The sequence below is a fragment of the Mycobacterium sp. WUMAC-067 genome, from assembly GCF_020217485.1.
Taxonomy (GTDB): domain Bacteria; phylum Actinomycetota; class Actinomycetes; order Mycobacteriales; family Mycobacteriaceae; genus Mycobacterium.
The window spans coordinates 29,693-49,639 of record NZ_JAEKMI010000022.1 but is presented as its reverse complement, the minus strand read 5'-3'; the positions used below and the strand labels follow the sequence as shown (position 1 = coordinate 49,639).

The 19,947-nt window shown below is 67.7% G+C and carries 15 protein-coding genes; 9 read left to right on the top strand and 6 right to left on the bottom strand.

Annotation, left to right across the window (positions count from 1 at the left end):
• Nucleotides 1-52 precede the first annotated feature (52 nt).
• Nucleotides 53-898 carry a 16S rRNA (cytidine(1402)-2'-O)-methyltransferase gene (gene rsmI / locus JF781_RS16700; RefSeq protein WP_225328027.1) on the top strand — a complete coding sequence of 282 codons (846 nt, stop codon included), beginning with the start codon at nt 53-55 and terminating at the stop codon, nt 896-898.
• Between the two features lie 16 nt (nt 899-914).
• Here the strand turns inward: rsmI and JF781_RS16695 are convergent, their stop codons facing one another.
• Genes JF781_RS16695 through JF781_RS16685 form a run of 3 tightly spaced genes read right to left on the bottom strand, consistent with a single transcriptional unit; the run spans nt 915 to nt 4,289 of the window.
• The gene (locus JF781_RS16695) at nt 915-2,171 is read right to left on the bottom strand and encodes an aminodeoxychorismate synthase component I (protein ID WP_225328028.1); all 1,257 of its coding nucleotides are present in this window, start codon (nt 2,169-2,171) and stop codon (nt 915-917) included.
• Nucleotides 2,172-2,187: 16 nt separating this feature from the next.
• The gene (locus tag JF781_RS16690; RefSeq protein ID WP_225328029.1) at nt 2,188-3,105 is read right to left on the bottom strand and encodes an RNA polymerase sigma-70 factor; all 918 of its coding nucleotides are present in this window, start codon (nt 3,103-3,105) and stop codon (nt 2,188-2,190) included.
• Nucleotides 3,102-4,289, bottom strand: a complete 1,188-nt coding sequence (locus JF781_RS16685; protein ID WP_225328030.1) for an NAD(P)/FAD-dependent oxidoreductase — start codon at nt 4,287-4,289, stop codon at nt 3,102-3,104. The genes JF781_RS16690 and JF781_RS16685 overlap by 4 nt, the downstream gene beginning before the upstream one ends.
• 365 nt (nt 4,290-4,654) lie before the next feature.
• Here JF781_RS16685 and JF781_RS16680 point away from each other — a divergent pair, with 365 nt between their 5' ends.
• Both JF781_RS16680 and JF781_RS16675 read left to right on the top strand, forming a co-directional pair.
• Entirely contained in the window at nt 4,655-6,328 is a 1,674-nt protein-coding gene (locus JF781_RS16680; RefSeq protein WP_225328070.1) for a hypothetical protein, read from the top strand.
• Nucleotides 6,329-6,451: 123 nt separating this feature from the next.
• A complete protein-coding gene (locus JF781_RS16675; protein ID WP_225328031.1) occupies nt 6,452-8,317 on the top strand; it encodes a bifunctional diguanylate cyclase/phosphodiesterase in 1,866 nt (621 codons plus the stop codon).
• A gap of 22 nt (nt 8,318-8,339) precedes the next feature.
• Here the strand turns inward: JF781_RS16675 and JF781_RS16670 are convergent, their stop codons facing one another.
• A complete protein-coding gene (locus JF781_RS16670; RefSeq protein ID WP_225328032.1) occupies nt 8,340-9,134 on the bottom strand; it encodes an FkbM family methyltransferase in 795 nt (264 codons plus the stop codon).
• 236 nt (nt 9,135-9,370) lie between these two features.
• Here JF781_RS16670 and JF781_RS16665 point away from each other — a divergent pair, with 236 nt between their 5' ends.
• The 6 genes from JF781_RS16665 to JF781_RS16640 all read left to right on the top strand — a co-directional run bounded on the left by JF781_RS16665 (nt 9,371) and on the right by JF781_RS16640 (nt 17,864).
• On the top strand, nt 9,371-11,047 hold the full coding sequence (locus JF781_RS16665; RefSeq protein ID WP_225328033.1) for a hypothetical protein: 1,677 nt from the start codon (nt 9,371-9,373) through the stop codon (nt 11,045-11,047).
• A 179-nt stretch (nt 11,048-11,226) separates the two neighbouring features.
• Entirely contained in the window at nt 11,227-12,693 is a 1,467-nt protein-coding gene (locus JF781_RS16660; RefSeq protein WP_225328034.1) for a polysaccharide biosynthesis tyrosine autokinase, read from the top strand.
• 53 nt (nt 12,694-12,746) lie between these two features.
• Nucleotides 12,747-14,198: an O-antigen ligase gene (locus tag JF781_RS16655; RefSeq protein WP_225328071.1), complete on the top strand. Its 1,452-nt coding sequence runs from the start codon at nt 12,747-12,749 to the stop codon at nt 14,196-14,198.
• A 15-nt stretch (nt 14,199-14,213) separates the two neighbouring features.
• On the top strand, nt 14,214-15,227 hold the full coding sequence (locus JF781_RS16650; protein WP_225328035.1) for a glycosyltransferase family 4 protein: 1,014 nt from the start codon (nt 14,214-14,216) through the stop codon (nt 15,225-15,227).
• Nucleotides 15,228-15,243: 16 nt separating this feature from the next.
• Nucleotides 15,244-16,170, top strand: a complete 927-nt coding sequence (locus tag JF781_RS16645) for an aldo/keto reductase (protein ID WP_225328036.1) — start codon at nt 15,244-15,246, stop codon at nt 16,168-16,170.
• Nucleotides 16,171-16,178: 8 nt separating this feature from the next.
• A complete protein-coding gene (locus tag JF781_RS16640) occupies nt 16,179-17,864 on the top strand; it encodes a GMC family oxidoreductase (protein ID WP_255641982.1) in 1,686 nt (561 codons plus the stop codon).
• 14 nt (nt 17,865-17,878) lie between these two features.
• On the opposite strand, the gene JF781_RS16635 is transcribed toward JF781_RS16640, so the two are convergent.
• Both JF781_RS16635 and JF781_RS16630 read right to left on the bottom strand, forming a co-directional pair.
• Nucleotides 17,879-18,754, bottom strand: coding sequence for a hypothetical protein (locus tag JF781_RS16635; RefSeq protein ID WP_225328038.1), 876 nt, complete (start codon nt 18,752-18,754; stop codon nt 17,879-17,881).
• Nucleotides 18,751-19,872 carry a Gfo/Idh/MocA family protein gene (locus tag JF781_RS16630; RefSeq protein WP_225328039.1) on the bottom strand — a complete coding sequence of 374 codons (1,122 nt, stop codon included), beginning with the start codon at nt 19,870-19,872 and terminating at the stop codon, nt 18,751-18,753. The genes JF781_RS16635 and JF781_RS16630 overlap by 4 nt, the downstream gene beginning before the upstream one ends.
• Between the last annotated feature and the right edge of the window lie 75 nt (nt 19,873-19,947).

The following is a 19,947-nucleotide window of genomic DNA, read 5'->3' as shown; positions in this document are numbered from 1 at the left end:
GGGGGATTCGCGGGGCGGGGCAGTCATCGGTGTCGATCGTAGGCTGTCGACCATGACCACCGGCCGCCTGTTGCTGGGCGCGACCCCCTTGGGCCAGCCCTCGGACGCCTCGCCCCGCCTCCTGGACGCGCTGGCCAGAGCCGACGTGGTGGCCGCCGAGGACACCCGCAGGGTCCGGACGTTGGCCCACGCCCTCGAGGTGACGATCACCGGCCGGGTGATCAGCATGTTCGACCGGATCGAGGCGACGCGGGTGGAGTCGCTGCTCGAAGCGATCACCGCGGGCGCGACCGTGCTGGTGGTCAGCGACGCCGGGATGCCCGTCATCAACGACCCCGGGTTCCGGCTGGTGACGGCGTGCGTGGAGGCCGGCCTGCCGGTGCACTGCTTACCGGGGCCCTCGGCGGTGACGACCGCGCTGGCCCTATCCGGCCTACCGGCGGAGAAGTTCTGCTTCGAGGGGTTCGCGCCGCGGAAGAAGGCGGCGCGGCGAACCTGGCTGGATTCGCTGGCCGACGAGCGCCGCACCTGCGTGTTCTTCGAGTCACCGCGCCGGTTGTCCGGTTGTCTGCAGGACGCGGTCGAACGGCTCGGCGGCGCACGCCGGGCCGCGGTGTGCCGGGAACTGACCAAGGTGCACGAGGAAGTGGTGCGCGGATCGCTCGACGAACTGGCGGCGTGGGCGGCCGACGGTGTGCTCGGCGAGATCACCGTCGTGCTGGCCGGTGCGACGCCGCGCGCCGACCTGCCGTCGCTGGTCGCCGAGGTCGAGGAGATGGTCGCGGGCGGTGCCCGGGTCAAGGACGCCTGCGGTGAGGTGGCGGCCGCGCATCCCGGGGTGCGGTCCCGTCAGCTTTACGACGCGGTCCTGCAGTCTCGCCGCGGCCATCAGGATTAGCGGCGGGCCGCCGCCATCAGGACAAGCCCGCCGGGGCGGCGGCCGCGATCGATGGCAGCCCGACGATGGGCGACGCCTTGTGCAGGCATTCGGCCCACTCGGCGTCGGGGTCGGAATCGGCGGTGATCCCGCCGCCGACACCCAGCACCGCCCCGCCCGCGGCATCGAATTCGACGGTGCGGATCGCGACGTTGAGTTCGCAGCCGGCGACCGGTGAAGCCAACCCGATTGTGCCGCAATAGATTCCGCGACGGTGCGGCTCCCACTGTGAGAGCAGTTGGCGGGCACGGTGTTTGGGTGTCCCGGTGACCGACGCCGGCGGAAAGGTGGCGTCCAGCAGCGCCGACGTCGGCAACTCGACCGGAACCTGGGCCGCCACCGTGGACACCAGGTGCCACACGCCCGGTGCGCGGCGCACCACCAACAGCTCGGGTACGGTCACCGAACCGACGATCGCCACGCGGCCGAGATCGTTGCGGACCAGGTCGACGATCATGATGTTTTCGGCCACCTCTTTGGCCGACGCGCGCAGCGCCGACGGCCAGGCGTCCAGCGGCAAGGTGCCCTTGATGGGGCTGGAGGTGACGGCCGTCCCGCGCCGCCGCAGGAAAAGCTCCGGCGACAGCGACGCCACCGCGCCCCAGGGGGCCGCGATGTAGGCCGCCCGGGCCGGGGAGGTGCGGGCGACGCCGTCGATGAAGAAGTCGAGCGAAGAACCGGTGACCGTGCCGGTGAATTGGGTGCACACGCACGCCTGGTAGACCTCGCCGGCGCGGATGGCCTCCAGGCAGGCGAGCACCCCGTCGCGGTGCGCGGACCGGTCGGCGACGCCCCACTCGATCCGGCACTGCCGCGCCGGTGCCGCCGGGGCGGCCAGTGCGGTGGCGAGCCAACCCGGCATCGGCGCGCCGGACAGGCTTTCGTACCACCAGTGCCCGTCGCGGTCGCGCCGCAGCACGCAGTCCGTCCAGCCGCCCGCGGCCTCGGGGATGCGGTTCGGATGCGCGTCGGCACCGGGGTCGGGATACGACAGGTAACCGATCCACCCGCCGCCCACCGCGCGCGGCTCCGGCGTCCGCGAGACCTCGACGGCGAACACGTCGTCGACGCCCACCGGCCCCACCGACACGCTCGGCGCGATCACCGCCAGGGCACCGAACCACTCGCCGGTCAGCGCCGCCGGCGGCGGCAGACCCAACCGGGTCGTGGCGTCACCGACGGCGCGCAGCACCTGGGGTGCGGCGCCGAGATCGCCGAGCCGGTCGATGCGCACCGCCCCAGTCTGCCGCTCACCCGCGGCTGATGTCGCGAGCGGTGGCCAGCGCCGCCAGTTTGCGCGGGTTGCGCATGACGTAGAAGTTGGTGATCTTGCCGTCGGCGATCTCCAGCGTGATCACGCCTTCGAGCTGCTCGCCGAGGTAGAGCAGCACCGCCGGGGCGCTGTTGCAGGTCACCGTGTCCACGCGCAGGGTGGGCATCTCCGTGGCCCGGCGCATCAGGCCGGCGATCGCCCGGGCCACCTTCTCGGCGCCGATCACCGGCCGGCGGGCCGCGCTCACCACGCCACCGCTGTCGGCCGTCCAGGTGGCGTCCGGGGCCAGCATCGTCATCAGCGTCTCGACGTCGCCGCTGGCCGCCGTGGCCAGGAACTGCGCGGTGATCTCGGCGTTGCGTTCCGGGTCCGCCGCCTCGAATCGTCTGCGCCGGGCCCGCACGTGTGCACGGGCCCGGTGCGCCACCTGTCGCACGGTGGGGGCCGGTTTGCCGACCGCCTGGGCGATCTCGCCGTACTCGAAGCCGAACACCTCGCGCAGCACGAACACGGCCCGCTCGTCGGGGCTCAGCGTCTCCAGCAGGACCAGCATCGCCATCGAAATCGACTCTGCGAGAACGACATCGGTGGACGGATCCTGCTCGTCGAGCAGCAGCGGCTCGGGCAGCCACGGACCCACATACTCCTCGCGCCGCCGGGCGTCCGCCCGCAGCGCGTTGAGCGCCTGCCGGGTGACCAGCTGGGCCAGGTAGGACTTGGTGTCGCGCACCGTCGCCAAGTCGACGGCCGACCACCGCAGATAGCTGTCCTGCAGCACGTCGTCGGCCTCGGTCGCCGAGCCCAGCATCTCGTAGGCGATGGTGAACAGCAGTGGCCGCAGCAGGGTGAACCGTTCGGCGTGCTCGTCGGGCGACGAGCGGCCCGCTGAGGTCATCGCAGCGCGATCCGCTCGTCGGCCGGTGACTGCGCGGGCCGCTTGCCGCCCTTGAGCCAGAAGTACGAACCGGGTTTGGCGGCCTCGCGCCGGATCGTCCACAACGTGGCCCTGCAGATCGTCTCCTTGAGCGACGCCGCCGCCCGGCCACCGAGATACATGTTCACCGGGGTGTCGTCGGTGCGCGCCAGCTGGAAGGTGGCGTGCGTGCGGCCCAGGCTGATGCATTGCCCGACGAACGCCTGGCTCAGCGCCGCGGGCGTGTCCCCGGCGATGCGACTGAGCACGGTGTCGGCGGCCTGGGCGCCCATCGGCCCGGCGGCCTGGCAGCTCATCCGCAGCGGCTGACCCGACGGCGCGGCGGCGTCACCGGCGGCGACGATGCGGTCGTCGTCGATGCTGGTCAGCGTTTCGTCGGTGAGCAGCCGGCCCATCGGGTCGGTGCGCAGCCCGCTGCGTGTGGCCAGATCGGGCACGGTGAATCCGGCCGTCCACACGGTGGCAGCGCTGGGCAGCACGGCGCCGTCGCTGAGCACCGCCTCATCCCAGCGCACCTCGGCCACGGCGACGGATTCCAGCACGGTGACACCGAGGCGTCGCAGCCGCTTGGCCACCGAGCGACGGCCCCGCTTGCTCAGCGACGGGCCGAGAACGGGGCCGCAGACCAGGGTGACCGGGCGTCGTTGCTCGGCGAGCTCGGAGGCCATCTCGATGCCCGTCAGCCCGCCGCCGACCACGGTGACGGGCGCGGGCAGCGGCAGATCCGTGAGCGCGTAGTGCAGTCGCTGCGCGCTTTCCAGGTCGGCGACCGAATGAGCGAACTCGGCGAAGCCCGGCACCATCGACGGCGTCGCGCCGGTGCTGCCGACGGCGTAGATCAGGTAGTCGTAGTCGACCTCGAAGCCCGAGCCCAGCAGCAGGCGCCGGCCCGGCGCGTCGATGCCGTCGACCGTGTCGACGATCAGCTCAACCCCGTCGCCGAGCAGCGTCGCGTAATCGGCGGTCGCGGTGCCGGTGTCGGCGACCAGCTGGTGCAACCGGATGCGCTCGACGAAGACCGGCCGGGGGTTCACCAGCGTGACGTCGATGTCCGGGCGCTGGCGCAGACGGTTAGCGGCCAGCGTTCCGGCGTATCCGCCGCCGACGACGACGACATGAGTTCTTTGAGGGGCCACCTCGGTCATGGCTGTCTCCTATTCGTGAGGACCTGTGCCCTTGAGACACCGCAGACCGGCCGAGCGTGACAGCGGCACCGCTATTGTGACCGGTCTCACTGCACACGGGCGGACGGAAGGGGCCGTCTCAGGAGCGCACCCCCGCTGAGCTGCGGCGGAGCGGCGCCGGAACGCGCGTGATACGCTGCGCTACGCCAATTCGCGGCCCGCCCCCGGGTCGGATACACGCACCAGACAACCCACGAAATATCGGGCCACGTGCATGCGCATCGGTGTGTATTGGGGAGAAGCAACCTTGACGACGACCATCTCTGCGAGCGGCCGCGTGCCTGTGTCGTTGAGCGTTTCGTCGGGTGTGATCTGACGCGGTGACGATGTTGTGCTCATGGAGGACAAGCGCGCTTGCCGCTGTCGTGTGCGCGGCGCTGGCGTTGAGCGGATGCGGCGGCAAAAGCGACCCCGGGCCGCTGTCCGCGATGGTCAGTCCGGCCATCCCGCCCACCGCGCAGGAGATTCCGAACCCGCTGCGCGGACAGTACGAGGAAATGCTGAATCCGCTTTTCCCACAAGGAAATTCGGCGCAGCAGCGATACTCCTCCTGGCCCGCGTCCTACGACGCCAGCCTGCGTGTCTCGTGGCGGCAGCTGCAGCCCGTCGATCCGCGCACACTGCCCCCCGACGCGCCCGACGACCGCAAGTTCGATTTCAGCGCGATCGACGACGCGCTGAACAAGCTCGGGGCCCGGAACATGCGGCTGACCCTCGGCGTGTATGTCTACAAGTCCTGTTGCAACGACAGCTATTCCGACAACACCAACATCGCGATCCCGGACTGGGTGCGCCCGTTCGCCGCCAGCTATCCCGCGCCGGCGAAGGGCTCGGCCCCGGGAGTCACGCAGGTGGTGCCGAATTTCAACGACCCCGACTACCTCAACGGGGTCAGTCAACTGCTGGCCGCCCTCGGCCGTCGCTATGACGGCGACGAGCGCCTCAGCGTGTTCGAGTTCTCCGGATACGGCGACTTCGGCGAGAACCAGGTCGCGTATCTGCGCGATTCGCTGAGCGCGCCGGGACCCGAACCGAACGACAGCGCGGCAAAGCTGGGCTATTACAGCCAATTCCGCGACCAGAGCATCACCAAGGCCTCCATCGCGCAGTTGGTCGCGGCGAACACGAATGCGTTCCCGCACACGCAATTGGTGGTGGCCCCCCAGAATCCGGAGATCGTCCGCGAATTGTTCGCCGACGACGTCACCAAGAAACTGGCGGCGCCCGTCGGCATCCGCGCGGATTGCCTCGGTGCGCAGGCGCCGTTGCCGGAATGGGCCGACGCCAGCGACTCGCATTACGTGCGCTCCAACGACGCCGTCGTCAACGCGATCAAGCAGCGGCTCACCTCGGCGCTGGTGATCAGCCAGTGGTGCCGGTTGCCGATCGGTGCGGACCCCCGGTCGTACTACGAGAAGGGGCTGCACGACGTCATCAGGTATCACGTGTCGATGACCTCGAGCGCCGACTTCCCCGACCGCGATGCGGCCTCGGCGATGGATCCCAAGCTGTTTCTGCTGTGGGGTAAGGCCAATACCTCAGCGGGCTACCGGTACTCGGTCGAGGCGCAGCCGGGATCGCAGTCGATCCAGGGCAAGGTGGCGACGATCTCGGTGGCGTGGACCAATTACGGCTCGGCGGCGGCCACCGAGCACTGGGAGCCCGGTTACAAACTGGTGGACTTCTCCGGGGCGGTGGTTCGCAGCCTGCCGGCGACGGTGAATCTGGCGAAGCTGGTCCACGACGAGACCAGTCAGTCGCGTGAGGAACCGGTTCCCGAATCGTCGAGCGAGTCGGTGCACGTCGACGTCACGGGCCTGGCGCCCGGTCACTACACGCTGCGGGCCTCCGTCGAATGGCGACAACACAAACCGGGCGCCTCGCACGTCGTCAACTACGCACCCATGGCCCTGGCCCGGGACGGCCGAGACGGTTCGGGGCTGTACCCGATTGCCACGCTTGACATCCCGAGTGACTCGGCCACGGCAAACGGTCAGTAGCGACCTTTCGCTCGCTGCGTGCTTTTCGTAACCCCGGATGGGCGCGGTCCTGCGTGATACCGTTCTCGGACATATTTCGACGTCGGGACCCAGACGGGATAGTGCCCCGTATCGGAGGAGTCCGTGCCGCGCAGCCTGAACCTGGTGGTCACCTCCGTCGCCACCGCGCTGATGGAGGCCACGGCACCCACCGCGACCTCGGTCAGCGAAAAGGTACTCGCGCAGCTCGTCGAGCAGTTCGACGTGGACGCCAGCTTCCTGCGCCACCACGACAACGAAGCCGCGACGTCGGCGGTGGTCGCCGAATGGCCGCGCCGAACCGACGGCCCGGATCCGGATCTGATGGCCGCCCTGCAATGGGACGGCCTCGAGTCGGTGCTCGCCCAGTGTGAGCGCGACCGGCAGCCGGTGGTGACGCCCCCGGAACGGCCCGACGGGTGGGTGCGCCGCGCGCTGAGCCGGGCCACGGCGCCCGCGTCGCCGTCGGTGGCCGCCGCCCCGCTGGTGTCCGGCGACGCCTGCACCGGTGTGCTCGGCTTCGTCAAGCTCGGCGCCCGCAAGTGGAAGCAGGAGGAGATCAACACCCTCGAGGCGGTAGCCGCGCTGTTTGCGCAGCTCCAAGCCCGCATCGCGGCCGAAGAGCGGCTCCGCTATCTCGCCGAGCACGACGATCTGACCGGGGTGTACAACCGCCGGGCGCTGGTCGCGCACCTGTCCGGACGCCTCGCGGCGGGAAGCCCCGGGCCCGTCGCGGTCTTCTACCTCGACCTCGACCGGCTCAAGCCGATCAACGACTACCTCGGCCACGCCGCGGGTGACTGGTACATCAGGGTCTTCGCGCAGCGCATCGAGGAGTGTGCGGGAACGCCGAGCATGATCGCCCGGCTCGGTGGTGACGAGTTCGTGGTCATCCCCGATGAGCCGATGTCGTCGGAAGCCGCCGAGGCGTTCGCGCGTCGCCTGTCGACGATGCTGTGCGACCGGCTGACCATCGGCGGCCACGTTATCAGCCGGACCGTCAGCATCGGGCTCGCGGTGGGCACGCCGGGGTCGGACAACTGGACCGATCTGCTCCGTCGAGCGGACGAGGCCGTGCTGACGGCCAAGCGTGCCGGCGGCAACCAGACGGCGGTGTCCACCGACGACATGTCGCTCAAGCGCGCCTTCCGCAACGACATCGAGCTGCACCTGCAGGGCGACATCGGAAGCGAAGGTCTGCTGCTGCATTACCTGCCCGAGGTCGACCTGTGGACCGGAGCCATCGTGGGTGCGGAGGCGTTGGTGCGCTGGCGGCACCCGATCTGGGGGCTGCTGCTGCCCGATTCGTTCATCGGTGTGGCCGAATCGACCAACCTCGCCGCGGAGTTGGGCGGGTGGGTGATGCGCAACGCCTGCGCCGAGTTGAGCCGGTGGCGCGCCAACGGCGTCGGGCACGGCGCCACGCTGCGCATCAATGTGTCGCCCATCCAGCTGATCAGTCGTGGCTTCGTGGAAAGCGTCGCGGACACGATCGGCGAGTTCGGCATCGATGCCGGTTCGGTGTGCCTGGAGATCACCGAGCGCGCCGTGGTGCACGACATCGAAACCACGCGAAAGACCTTGGCGGAGCTCAAGGACGTGGGCGTGCAGATCGCCATCGACGACTTCGGCACCGGCTATGCCGTCCTGTCCCACCTGAAGTCCCTGCCGGTCGATATGCTCAAGATCGACGCCGGGTTCGTGCGTGACGTCGGCACCGACGCCGGCGATCTGGCGATCGTCCGCGCCATCATCGGGCTCGCCGAGGCGTTCGGCCTGGAAGTGGTCGCCGAGGGCGTCGAGACCCCCGCTGCCGCATTGACTTTGATGCAACACGGGTGCCATCGCGCGCAAGGCTTCCTGTTGTCGCGTCCCCTGCCCGGCGACGCGATGGAAGCGCTGCTGTCCGCGCGCTGGATGCCGATGCCGTTTCTCGCCGATCGCGAGTCGTCGTCGCTGGGCTCGACGTAGCGGCGCGGATCGCGGTGGCCGCTCAGCCTTGGGTGGGCAGGAAGGCGAAGTTGTTGACGTAGGTGCCGTGGCCGGCCCAGCCGTCCTCCCGGCTGCCGACGTTGGCCGGGTCCTGGTGCCGGGCCGGGTCGAACTCGGCGATGGGCCGCCGATCGCCACCGAGTTCGAAGTAACCCGCGTAACCGAGTCCGGTCAGCAACGCCGTGATGTCGGCGACGGCGTTGGGATGATGGCGCTCCTCGGCTTCCACCACAATCGCGGGTCGATTGCGGGCGAGCGTCTGTGTGGCGCCCTGCAATACTGCGAGTTCGTGGCCTTCGACGTCGATCTTGACCAGGCCGACGTCGTCGAGATGCAAGTCGTCGAGGCGCTTGACCGGCACGTCGATGCTGCGAATTTCGTCGCCGTCGACGTCGGCGAGTTGATTGCTGGTGTCGATTGTGCTTCGGCCCGGCTCGGATTCGACCACCCGCATGGCGATCCTGCCGGGTTTGTCCGACAGCGCCACCGCCTCCACCCGGACCGGGGCCCCGACGGCGTCGAACATCGCGGCCAGATCGCGGGCCTGCGCCGGCCGCGGCTCGAACGCGATCACCGATCGCGACGACGCCACCATCGCAATCGTGAATTCGCCGAGGTCCGCTCCGATGTCCAGGGAGATCAGGTCCGGATCGCACAACGACGCCACCAGCGCGACGTCCGCGCGGGATTGCCCCAGGCGGTGCAGAATTCGAAATTTCCGCCGCCAGAACAGGCGCGGTGCAAGTGTTTTTGCCGCCGGCGCGAACCAACTTTTGGCCGAGCGTGCGACAGCCATCTGCTGTTCTCCTGTCCGATGCGGAGCCCCAGCTTAGTCGACGCGGGCCTCCGCAATGCTTAAAGCGCCCTCGAAGTCGACGAGCTTTTGGGTGCGCGCCCCGAATTCAGCTATACGGCGTGGGCCCGGACTGTAGCCTGTTGTCACCCTTGATATCCCGCGCAACGTAGCGAATCGCAACCGCCAGAGAGGTAGCAATAGATGCATTTGTCGGGCACGGTTTAGCACAACCAATTATGGTCCGGACAATTAGGAAAATTCTCCTTGTCGCCGCCGTGTGCGTGACGTTGGTGCTCGACGGATGTGATGGCCGCAGCGACCTCGATCCGCTCACCTTGATCAGCAGTCCGGCCATTCCGCTGTCCGTGCAAGACGTGCCGAACCCACTGCGCGGCCAGTACGAAGATCTCCTGCAACCGCTGTTCCCGCAGGGCAATCCGGCACAGCGGCGCTACCCGGCGTGGCCCGCGTCGTACGACGCCAGCCTGCGAGTCCCCTGGCGCCAGTTGCAGCCCACCGATCCGAGCACACTGCCGCCCGACGCTCCTGACGATCGCAAATTCGATTTCAGCGTGATCGACGACGCGCTGACGAAATTGGCCAGTCGAAACATGCGCCTGACCCTTCGCGTGGTCGCCTACAACTCCTGTTGCGACACCGTCTATCCGAACAACACCAACATCGCGATGCCCGACTGGATGCGCCCCGCGGCCACCAACTACTCCGGTCCACAACGCTATTGGTGGATGCCCGGCGTGACCCAGGTCGTCCCGAACTGGAACGATCCCGCCTACCTGAACGCGTTCGGCCAGCTGTTGGCCGCGTTGGGCCGTCGTTACGACGGCGACGAGCGGCTGAGCGTCTTTGAGTTCTCTGGTTACGGCGATTTCAGCGAGAACCACATCTCCTATCTGCGTGACACACTCGGCGCGCCGGGTCCGGCACCCGATGAGAGCGTCGCGAAGCTGGGGTATTACAGCCAGTTTCGTGACCAGAACATCACCGCCGGGTCCGTTCGGCAGTTGGTTGCGTCGACGGTAAACGCCTTTCCCCACACGCAATTGGTGACGACGGCGTTGAACCCGGAGATTGTGCGCCAGCTGATCGCCGACGATGTCACCAAGAAGCTCTCCGCGCCGGTGGGCATCCGCGCGGATTGCCTGGGCGTCCAGGACCCGTTGCCCGCGTGGGCCGAAAGGGACGGTTCCCACTATGTGCAGTCGAAAGATCCGCTGGTCGGCGCACTGAGGAACCGGCTGGCGTCGGCGCCGATGATCACCGAGTGGTGCCAGCTGCCCGGGGGGACCGATCCGCGGACCTACTACGAAAAGGGCCTGCAGGACGTCGTCAAGTACCACGTTTCGATGACATCGAGCTTCAACTTCCCGGCCGTGGATTCGGCCACGCCGATGGATCCGGCGCTGTACTTGCTGTGGGCGCAGGCGAACGTCGTCGCCGGATACCGGTATTCGGTCGAGGCGCGGCAGGAATCGCAATCGGTGAAGGACGGGAAGGCGACACTGGCTGTCACGTGGACCAATTACGGCGCGGCCGCCGCGACGGAAAACTGGGTCCCCGGCTACCGGCTGGTCGATTTCTCGGGCGCCGTGGTCCGCACGTTTCCCGCGACCGTGGCGCTGAAAAGCCTGGTCCAAAGCCCGTCCGGTGACGGCTCCCGCAAGGAGCCGATCCCGGCGTCGTCCACGGAGTCCGTTCACGTCGACCTGGCGGGTTTGGCACCCGCGCACTACACCTTGTGCGCCTCGGTCGATTGGCAACAGCACAAGCCCGGCGCGTCCCATACCGTGAACTACCCGCCCATGCGGCTCGCGCGCGACGGGCGCGACGGCAACGGGTGCTATCCCATCGCGACGCTGAACCTGTCCCGCGAAGTGTTGACTCGCGCCCCTTGACGATGACGGCCCGCGCGCCGCGTCACCAATTACGCGGTAATCAACCGGGGCAGCGGGACTGCGATTCCGCCAAAGCCTGCCTGATGATGCTGCATAATCTGCAGGGAGTATGGGCGGCTGGTGGTCCAAAACCGAAGAGTTTTCTTCCCGCCGAAGGCTTTTAGAAAGGTTAATAGCCGATGGATTTCCGTACCTTCGTCCGGATTCTCGGCGCGCACTGGAAACTCGCCTTGACCGCGCTGCTGGCGTGCACCGTCGGCGCCGCGTTCGTGACCGCACTGCAGACCAAGCACTACCAGTCGTCGGCCACGGTCCTCATCTCGTTTTCCGGTGCGACCGACCTCAACGAGGTTTACAGCGGGACCCAGGCCGCACAAGAACGGCTGTCGTCGTATGCCCAAATTGCCGGCGGCCACATCGTCGCCGAGCGCGCCATCCATCAGCTCCAACTTCCCATGCGCGCCGATGATCTGCTGAGCGAAACCCAAGTGAAATACACGCCGAAATCGGTGCTCTTCACGATCAGTGTCAAAGACACCGACCCGGCGCGCGCCGCCGCGCTGGCAGGCGCCATGGCCGGTCAGTTCAGCGCGATGCTTCCGACGCTCGCCCCGAACACCGCTGCGAACGGTGTGGGCGCGCCGATCACCGGGGGGCCGCGACCCGAGGTGGTCGAAACGACGACGACGCCATCGGGTCAACCGTCCGACGTGCCGGCATCGGCAGGACCCACGGGGAAGCCGTGGCCCTCGGCGCGTGCGACCATGGTCGAGCCGCCCCGCGTACCGAAAGTTCCGATTTCGCCCGTGCCGCTGCGAAACATGGCGATCGGGTTCATCGCCGGTGTGCTGTTGGCCATCGCGGTGGCGCTGACCCGCGAGGCCGGCGATCGCACCGTGCGCACCCGCGCAAAGCTGGAGGAACTCTCGGGCTTGCCCACGCTGGCGGAGCTGCCGGGAAAGCGCGGCGGCGCTCCGCGGTTCGGCACCGACACCGCATTCGACGACGCGGTGCGGGGCATGCGCACCCGGCTGCTCAGGGCGATGGGACCCAATGCCCGCCAGGTGCTGGTGGCGGGGCCGTTCGGTGGCGAAGGAACGACGACGACGGCGATGAATCTGGCGCTCGCGCTGGCCGAGATGGGCGAAGACGCACTGCTCGTCGAGGGCGACAGTCGCCGACACGTGATCGCCGGTCTGCTGAGGGTCGAATCGGGGGAGGGACTTGCCAACGCGCTCGCCAACCCCGACGCCGCCGCCCAGGCGGTGAAGCCGACGCCGATTTCGAAGCTGTTCATTCTCGCGTCGCGGTCCGCCCGGCGCGAGAGCCTGCCGCCCAGCGCGTACCTGCCGGAAGTGATCGACCGAGTGGTGCAGGAATTGTCGTCACGTTTTGATCGGATCGTGGTCGATGGGCCGCCGGTGCTTGCCACCGCCGACACCGGTCTGCTGGCCGGCGCCGTCCCGGCCACGGTGTTGGTGGTTCGGGCGAAGCGCACCACCGCGGACGAACTCAAGGACGCGTTGACCGCCCTGCGTGCGGCCGGCGCGCAGGTCGTCGGCACTGTGCTGACCGACGCCCGCCAGTCGCTGCACATCAGGGCCGCGGACCGTGCCTACCGGTCAAAGGTCAGCAGGCCGGCGTGATCCCGTACCTGCGGGCCCGTCACCGCCTGGCAGTGGATGGAGCTCTGCTGGCGATGTTCGTGTTCGGCTGCTTCGCGTTCGGCGTGTTCTCGGTGCGCCGAACCACCGAGGGCGTGCTGCTGACCGCAGCGTTGTTCTGCGTGGTCGTCTACTGGGTGAAACCCGAAGGGATGGTGGGGGTCACGCTGTTCGGTGCGTTCGCGGCACTGCCGGAAGGCCTGCACGTCGGGAAAGTCTTTGGGCCGCTGACGATTTACGCCTACCACCTGGCTGCCATCCTCGCGATCTGCTACCTGATTCCCACCGCGAAACCGCGGTCGTCGGATTTCGTACTGCCGGGGATCCTGGTGGCGGCGGTGCTGTGGTCCACGGCCACCGGATTCGCCACGGGCAACCCGGAACTGACGGTGACCCGTGAATCGACCACCATGATCGAAATGGCCATTGGCTTCGTGCTGGCGATGTTTGTCGTCTACAGCGGTCATGTCAGATTTTCGATTCGGGTGATGATCGTGATCCTGTGGTTTTCGGCGGGCATGGCGATCATCAGCTCGCTGTACGCCATCCGGCTGGCCGGTCGGGCGGAAAGCCTGGAGGGGACGACGGGTGCCGGCCAGGCCGTGCGCATCATCCTGTCCACCCAGACGCCGGCCACCGCGGTGCTGAGCGCGCTGGTCGCCGCCCCGATCGTGGGCCGCGTCCGACCCATGGCCTATCTCGCGTTGGGCGTTCCCGCGCTGAGCATTTCGCTGCTGTCCTTCTCCCGCAACACGCTGATCTCCATGGGGGTGGCGGCCGGGGTCGCATTGCTCGGCAGCTTGAGTTGGGCGGCCGTGCGGCGGGCGGTTGTGGCCGCTACCGTCGGCCTGGTTCTCGTCGCGGTGACGGTGCCCGGGTCGCTGTTTTTACTACAGCGTTCGAAGACCGGGGCGTGGCTGGCCGATCAATACGTCGCCTTCAATCAGCGGGTACTCGGCGGGGTTACGTCGAGTGCGCTCGCGGTAGACGATTCGGCGCTGGAACGACTGCGGGAAATCAATCTCCTCAAGGAGACCATCGCCCAGGCGCCGGTCTTCGGCCATGGACTGGGCTTCGTGTATCAGCCGCCCACCGGCGACGACGAATTCCATCGGTACCTTTATCCCGCCTATTCCCACAACTTCTACCTGTGGTGGTTGGCCAAGGCCGGGGCGGTGGGCATGGCTGCGTTCGTCCTGTTCGCGCTCACGCCGGTGATCCTGGCGCTGCGTTGCGCCCCGACGCCCGCGAAAATCAGTGCGGCGGTCGCCGCGGGCCTCTTGGCGATATCCGCCGTGTGGCCGTTGCCGGAGATGCCGATGGACGCCTTGGGGTTGGGCATGGCGCTGGGGGCGGCGATGGGATACGCCGGCCTGCGGCGCCGGGGCGCGGAGGGCGGCCAACCCGAGGACAACTCCGCGCCGGCGCCGACCGCGACGCCCGGCCCGACCCTCAACACCAGGGTCGGCGTGGTCGCTTCCCCCTAGACGAGCGTGGCCAACATGATCGCAGTGACACACGTCGGACCCGACATGTACAGCATCGGCGGGACGCAGTCCGTCATCCGCGTGTTGCGCGACAACAACATTGGTGCCGACGACATCCGAGTCCTGTCGACGTGGAACGGCAACGGCCATCTGAAGAACCTGTTTCTCACGGCACGCGCGGGGATTTCACTGGGCCGGACCCCTCGCCCCGCCGTCGTGCACTTCCACATCTCCAATGGCGGGGCCTGGCTGCGCGAAGGACCGTTGATCCGATTGGCCAGGGCCAAGGGCTTCCGGGTGATCGTCACCCTCCATGGCCCCGACTTTCCCGAGTTCGCCAGGTCGCACCCCCGCTTCGTCGGTGCGACGTTGAAGCGTGCGGACCATGTGATCCTGTTATCGGAGGAAGCGCGCGCCGCCGTCGCCGAGGTGGCGCCCACGGTGCGGACCGCCATCGTGCCGAACCCGATCGTGGTGGACCGGGATGCGCCCGGGGCCGGCTCTACGCCACCCGTGGCGCTCTTTGCGGGCACCGTCGGTCACCGCAAAGGTGTCGACAGGCTTGTCGCGGCCTGGCGGCTTCTTCTTGCCGAGGGTATCGAAGGCCGTTGTCGGATAATCGGTCCCATCGACGACTACGTTCCGCCCGAGACGGAACGGCTGAGCGTCGAAGGTCCGATACACCCCGACATGGTCCGTGGGCTGCTGCGCTCGGTTCGGGTGGTTGTGCTCCCGTCGTTTGCGGAGGGAATGCCGATGATCCTGACCGAGGCCCTGGCCGGCGCGCGCCCGTTCGTGGCGACACCCGTCGGCGGTACGGCAGAGATCGCGCCGGACCCGGGCATGCTCGTCCCGGTCGACGATGTGCCCGCGTTGGCGAAGGCGATCGGTCGGTACCTGCGCGACCCGCAGCTGGCCGAGCGTGACGGGTTGCGCGGCCAAGCGCACGTCGCGGCGACACGAAGCCCCGACGTCATCGACGCCGAGCTTCGCCGGATCTACCTGGGCTGCGGCATTGCGGCGGGTTGAACTGCAGGGACCGCAATTGGCGGTCAGCGCAATCGGTTTCGGATGCGGCGCACTGATGCAGTCGCCGTCCCGCAAGGAACGGATGGCGGTGCTCGCCGGCGCCGTGGACAGCGGCATCACCCACTTCGACACCGCGCGGATGTACGGGCTCGGGATGGCCGAGGCGGAGCTGGGGGCCTTCCTGCGCACCGTCGACCGCGACAGCGTGACCATTGCCACCAAGTTCGGCATCGAGGTCGGCGGCGCGGCGCGGCGGCTCGGCCGATTCCAGGCCCCGGCCCGAGCGCTGCTGAAAAAGGCGCCCGCGCTGCGCCGTATCGTCAAGCGGCGGCAGGCGCCGCCGGCGACCGGCCGGGTGTACGACGCGGCCGTCGCGGCGCGCAGCCTTGACGAGAGCCTGGCGGCCCTCGGCGTCGACTACGTCGACATCCTTTTCGTGCACGCCCCACGGCCTCAGGACACCGTCGCAGCCGACGAACTCCGCGAATTCTTTGAGCGGGCAAGCCAACAGGGGAAGATTCGCGCCTGGGGTGTCTCGCAGGACGAGGGGCTCGACGTCGACTTCGTCCGCGCATTCGCGCCGCGGGCAGTCAGCCAACTCCGCAGCGACTTGCTCAATCCTTCGCCGCGACCGGCCGATCTCGCGTTCGGTGTCCTCGATGGTCCGTACCGGAAGCTCTCGGGCGCCCTGCTGGCGGACCCTGGATTGGCGGGGCGCTGGCGCGAAGCCCTGCAGGCCGATCCGCTGGCCCCCGGCGTGCTGCCCAGGCTGATTCTCGCCTCATCCTTCGCCGCAATGGGTTGCCGCGCAATCCTTTACAGCACCACCAGGCCCCAGCGGGTCTCCGAAGCCGCGAACGCCGTCTCGTCGCCACCCGATGCCGAGACCCTCACACGGTTCCTCGCTCTCGTCAAGGAGTTTCGAGAGGGTGCAGCGGCGTGATTCGCGACATGAAGGACTTCGCCGGCGGCATGAGGATCGAGGCGGACGTGGTGGTCATCGGGGCCGGCCCGATCGGCATCGCGACCGCGCTGGAACTCGTTGGTTCGGGCGTGCAGGTGGTCCTCCTAGAGAGTGGCCTCGAACGCAACGATGCGGCGGCGCAAGCGCTTTCGATGTTCGATTCGCGGCACGACGACTACTTCCATTCGCGTAGCGAGCTAACGGTCCGCCGGCAGGTCGGCGGAACGTCGGCGCTCTGGGGCGGACGCTGCGTCAAGTTCGACCCCATCGATTTCGAGGATCGATCCATCACCGCGCAGGCGCCGTGGCCCATCGGACACGACGATGTCGAGCCGTATCTCCAGCGGGCCTGTGATTGGGCGGTGTGCGGTCGGGCGGCATTCAATGCGCGCGACCTTCCCGAGATCGCGCATCGCGACTTGATCGGGGGGCTCCCCGACGGTGACGTGCGCACGACGGATCTCGAGCGCTGGGCGCTACCAACCCGTTTCGGGCGTCGGTACCGCACGACGTTGCGGAAAGCGTCCCCTCTCACGCTATGGACCGGCCTCACGTGTACCGAAATCGTGACGACACCGGCCGGCGACGCCGTCGACCACCTGGTGGTCAAGGCGCTCAACGGTGGCAAGGGGACAGTGGTGGCGACGGATTACGTCATCGCGACCGGCGGTTTGGAGGCCACCCGCCTGCTGCTGGCGTCGGATCGCCATCACCCCGGGGGGCTGGGGAACGCGGGCGGGCACCTGGGGCGCTGGTACATGGCGCACGTCGAAGCCCGGGTCGCGCGCGTGCAATTCACCACCGACGAGGTCATCCACGGCTACGAGCGGGACAACGACGGGGTGTATGTTCGCCGGCGCTTCACCTTCCACCCGCAGCTGCTGCGCCAGAACGGAATGCCCAACGCCGCAATCTTCTTGGTGAATCCGCCGATCAGCGACCCGAGCCACGGAAGCGGAATCTTGTCCGGGGTGTACCTGACGCTGATCTCCCCGATCGGCCGTTTCCTGCTCGCCGGGGCGATCCGCGAGGCGCACACCAAGACGGACGGGTCGCCACGGATCCTCGCGCATCTGGGCAATGTTGTCCGAGACCTGTTCGGTTCCCTCGGGTTCGCCATCGTGTTCTGCTACGCGCGGTTCGTCCGCAGGGGCCGCAAGGTGCCCGGGTTCTTCGTGAAGAGCGCCGACAATCGCTACCTGCTCCAGTACCACGGTGAGCACCTTCCGCACCAGGAGAGCCGGGTCGAACTGACCGATGAGCGAGACGCCCTCGGCATGAGGAGGATTCGCACCCGGATGCACTTCTCCGAAGCCGATTACGCGAGTGTGCGCAGGGCCATCGTCGCGGTCGATGAACACCTTCGTCGCCACGGTGTGGGATACGTGGAGTGGCTGACCGACGACGTCGAAGCCTCGGTACGTGCCTACATGGAGAAGCGGGCCGGTTTCCACCAGGCGGGAACCACCCGGATGTCGACATCGCCGGAAGGCGGCGTCGTCGACCCGCACCTGCAAGTCCACGGCGTTCGCGGGCTCTACGTTGCCAGCACCTCGGTGTTGCCGACATCGAGCCAGGCCAACCCGACGCTGCTCGGGATCGCGCTGGGCGTGCGGCTCGCGGAGCGTCTGGCTAAGGCGCGAACAGCCTGCACGTCAACGGATTCAAGCTAACCCGCGTCCAGGACCTACGTCGGAATCGGCCAGAGCTCGTCGATCAGGGACTTCGTCTGCCGGATGTTCGCACGGCTGGATGCGCCGAATACGATCGAATGGATCTGCGGCTGGCCGCACACGTAGTCGATGGCCTCGCGGGGCGGGATCGCGCCCGAGGCGAGCACCGACATCGCGATCAGCCGGCAGCGGCGCTCACTAATCGTCCTCTCGTAGAGCTCGATGCCGCCACACATCCGGAAGCCGATCTTATTGAAATTGGCGCACACGATCGGGTTCTCGATTCCCTGTCCGTCGAGGGCATCGAGCAGGCGTGGGAGATTCATCGTGATGAAGCCTGGCTCGGCACCGTACTTGAGCCGCACGTGGTCGGAGAAAAACCGGAAGCCCTCGTTCATGCCCAGGCCGAGAAGCAGGTCGGTGACGACGTTTTGAATGAAGATGACGGGCGTGGACAGTCCGGCGAACATCTTCATCTCGGCGTCGACCAGAAGCTGCATGATCGGCTCGATGTCCTTGCTCGCGATGGCGACACCGCCCTTGAACATCGACTTGACGGCCCCGTCGTCGGGCAGGAACTTTCGGAGCGCCTCCACCATGCCGAACTCGGTCACGGCGTTGGCGTACTTGTGGGCATACGGCATGCACGGGTAGAAGACGTAGTCGGGGTATCGGGTTCGGTTGGCGCGGAAATGATCGCAGATTTCGCCGACACGATCGTGCGTCGTGCAGACGAACGTGCGGATGCCTTCCTGGTACGCGGCGTCCAGCGTCGCCAGCACGGCCGGCAGGTGCTGAAACCGTATCGCCTGCGCGCGCGCTTTGTCCTCGGACATGTGGTTGACGCCGAAGAATTGGTTGTCGCCGAAGAGCACCCGGTCCATGGTCACGACGCCCTCGGGGAGGTGAGTTTCCTGATGCGCGCGACGAGCTCGCGCCGCAGCGAGCCGCGCGGGGAGCCGTTCGCGGCCGCCTGCGGCGGCGGGGGACCTCCGCTGACGGCGGCACCGGTGATCATGTCGACCACACGATCGACGTCGAGCGCCGAGCGAAATGTGTTCTGGCCATTCACCCGGTTGTGCTTGATGCTCTGGGCGAAATAGTCGATCTGCGCCGAATACTCCTCGCCCCGAAGGTAATACCAGACCTCGTCGGTGAGATCGGTCGTGTAGCGGATCGTCCATCCCGGCCCCAAATCGGGAAAGCCGGGGTGCGTCTCGCGAAGGTAGATCTGGCATTCCTGACGATCAGCGACGACCCGGCCGTTGGTTCCCCACGCCGAGACCTTCGTCGACATCTTGCGAAAGCTCTCGTCGCTCCAGTTCACGCACAACTGGCCGCTCGCGCCGTTGTCGTAGCGCATCGTGCAGTAGACCTCGTCGTCGACGTCGCGCGAGAAAACGCTGTGCCGGACGACTCCGTCGACCGAATGGGGCACGCCGGCGATGAAGTTCATCAAATCGATGGCGTGGCAGGCGTAGTCGTAGAGGGCGCCCCCGCCTTCGGCCTTCACGCCGCGCCACGTGCTTCCCTTCGGGCGAAGGACGACCGGGCCGTATGCCTCGGCGCGCACATGGTGCACCTGCCCGAGAGCGCCCGACGCGACGATACGTGCCGCCTCTTGGAAGGCGCCGATGAAGCGGCAGTGATAGCCGACCTGCGTGACGAGTCGATTGCTCTCCGCGAGCGTCACAAGTCGCTCCCCGTCCCGGACATCGAGGACGAACGGCTTCTCGCAGAAGACGTGTGTCCCTCGGGCAAGGGCCTTTTCGACCATCGGCGCATGCAGCCGTGATGGAACGGCGACGACAACCGCTTCGGCCTTCGTCTGCGCCAGCATCCGATCGAAATCGTCGTAGCACTCCAGACCGGTGTACTTGGCCAGGATGTCGCGCACATAGCCGGCGGAGTCACAGACGCCGACCACGTCGAGATCCGGGTGCGTGCGAAGGATCGCAAGGTGCGAAAGACCCATCTTGCCCAGACCGACTATGGCCGTTCGAATCATCGTCCGCGCCTTTACTCACTCCGAGTGCCGCATCGGCAACGTGTACGGCCCGCCAACGTGGACGTTAGCATCCGG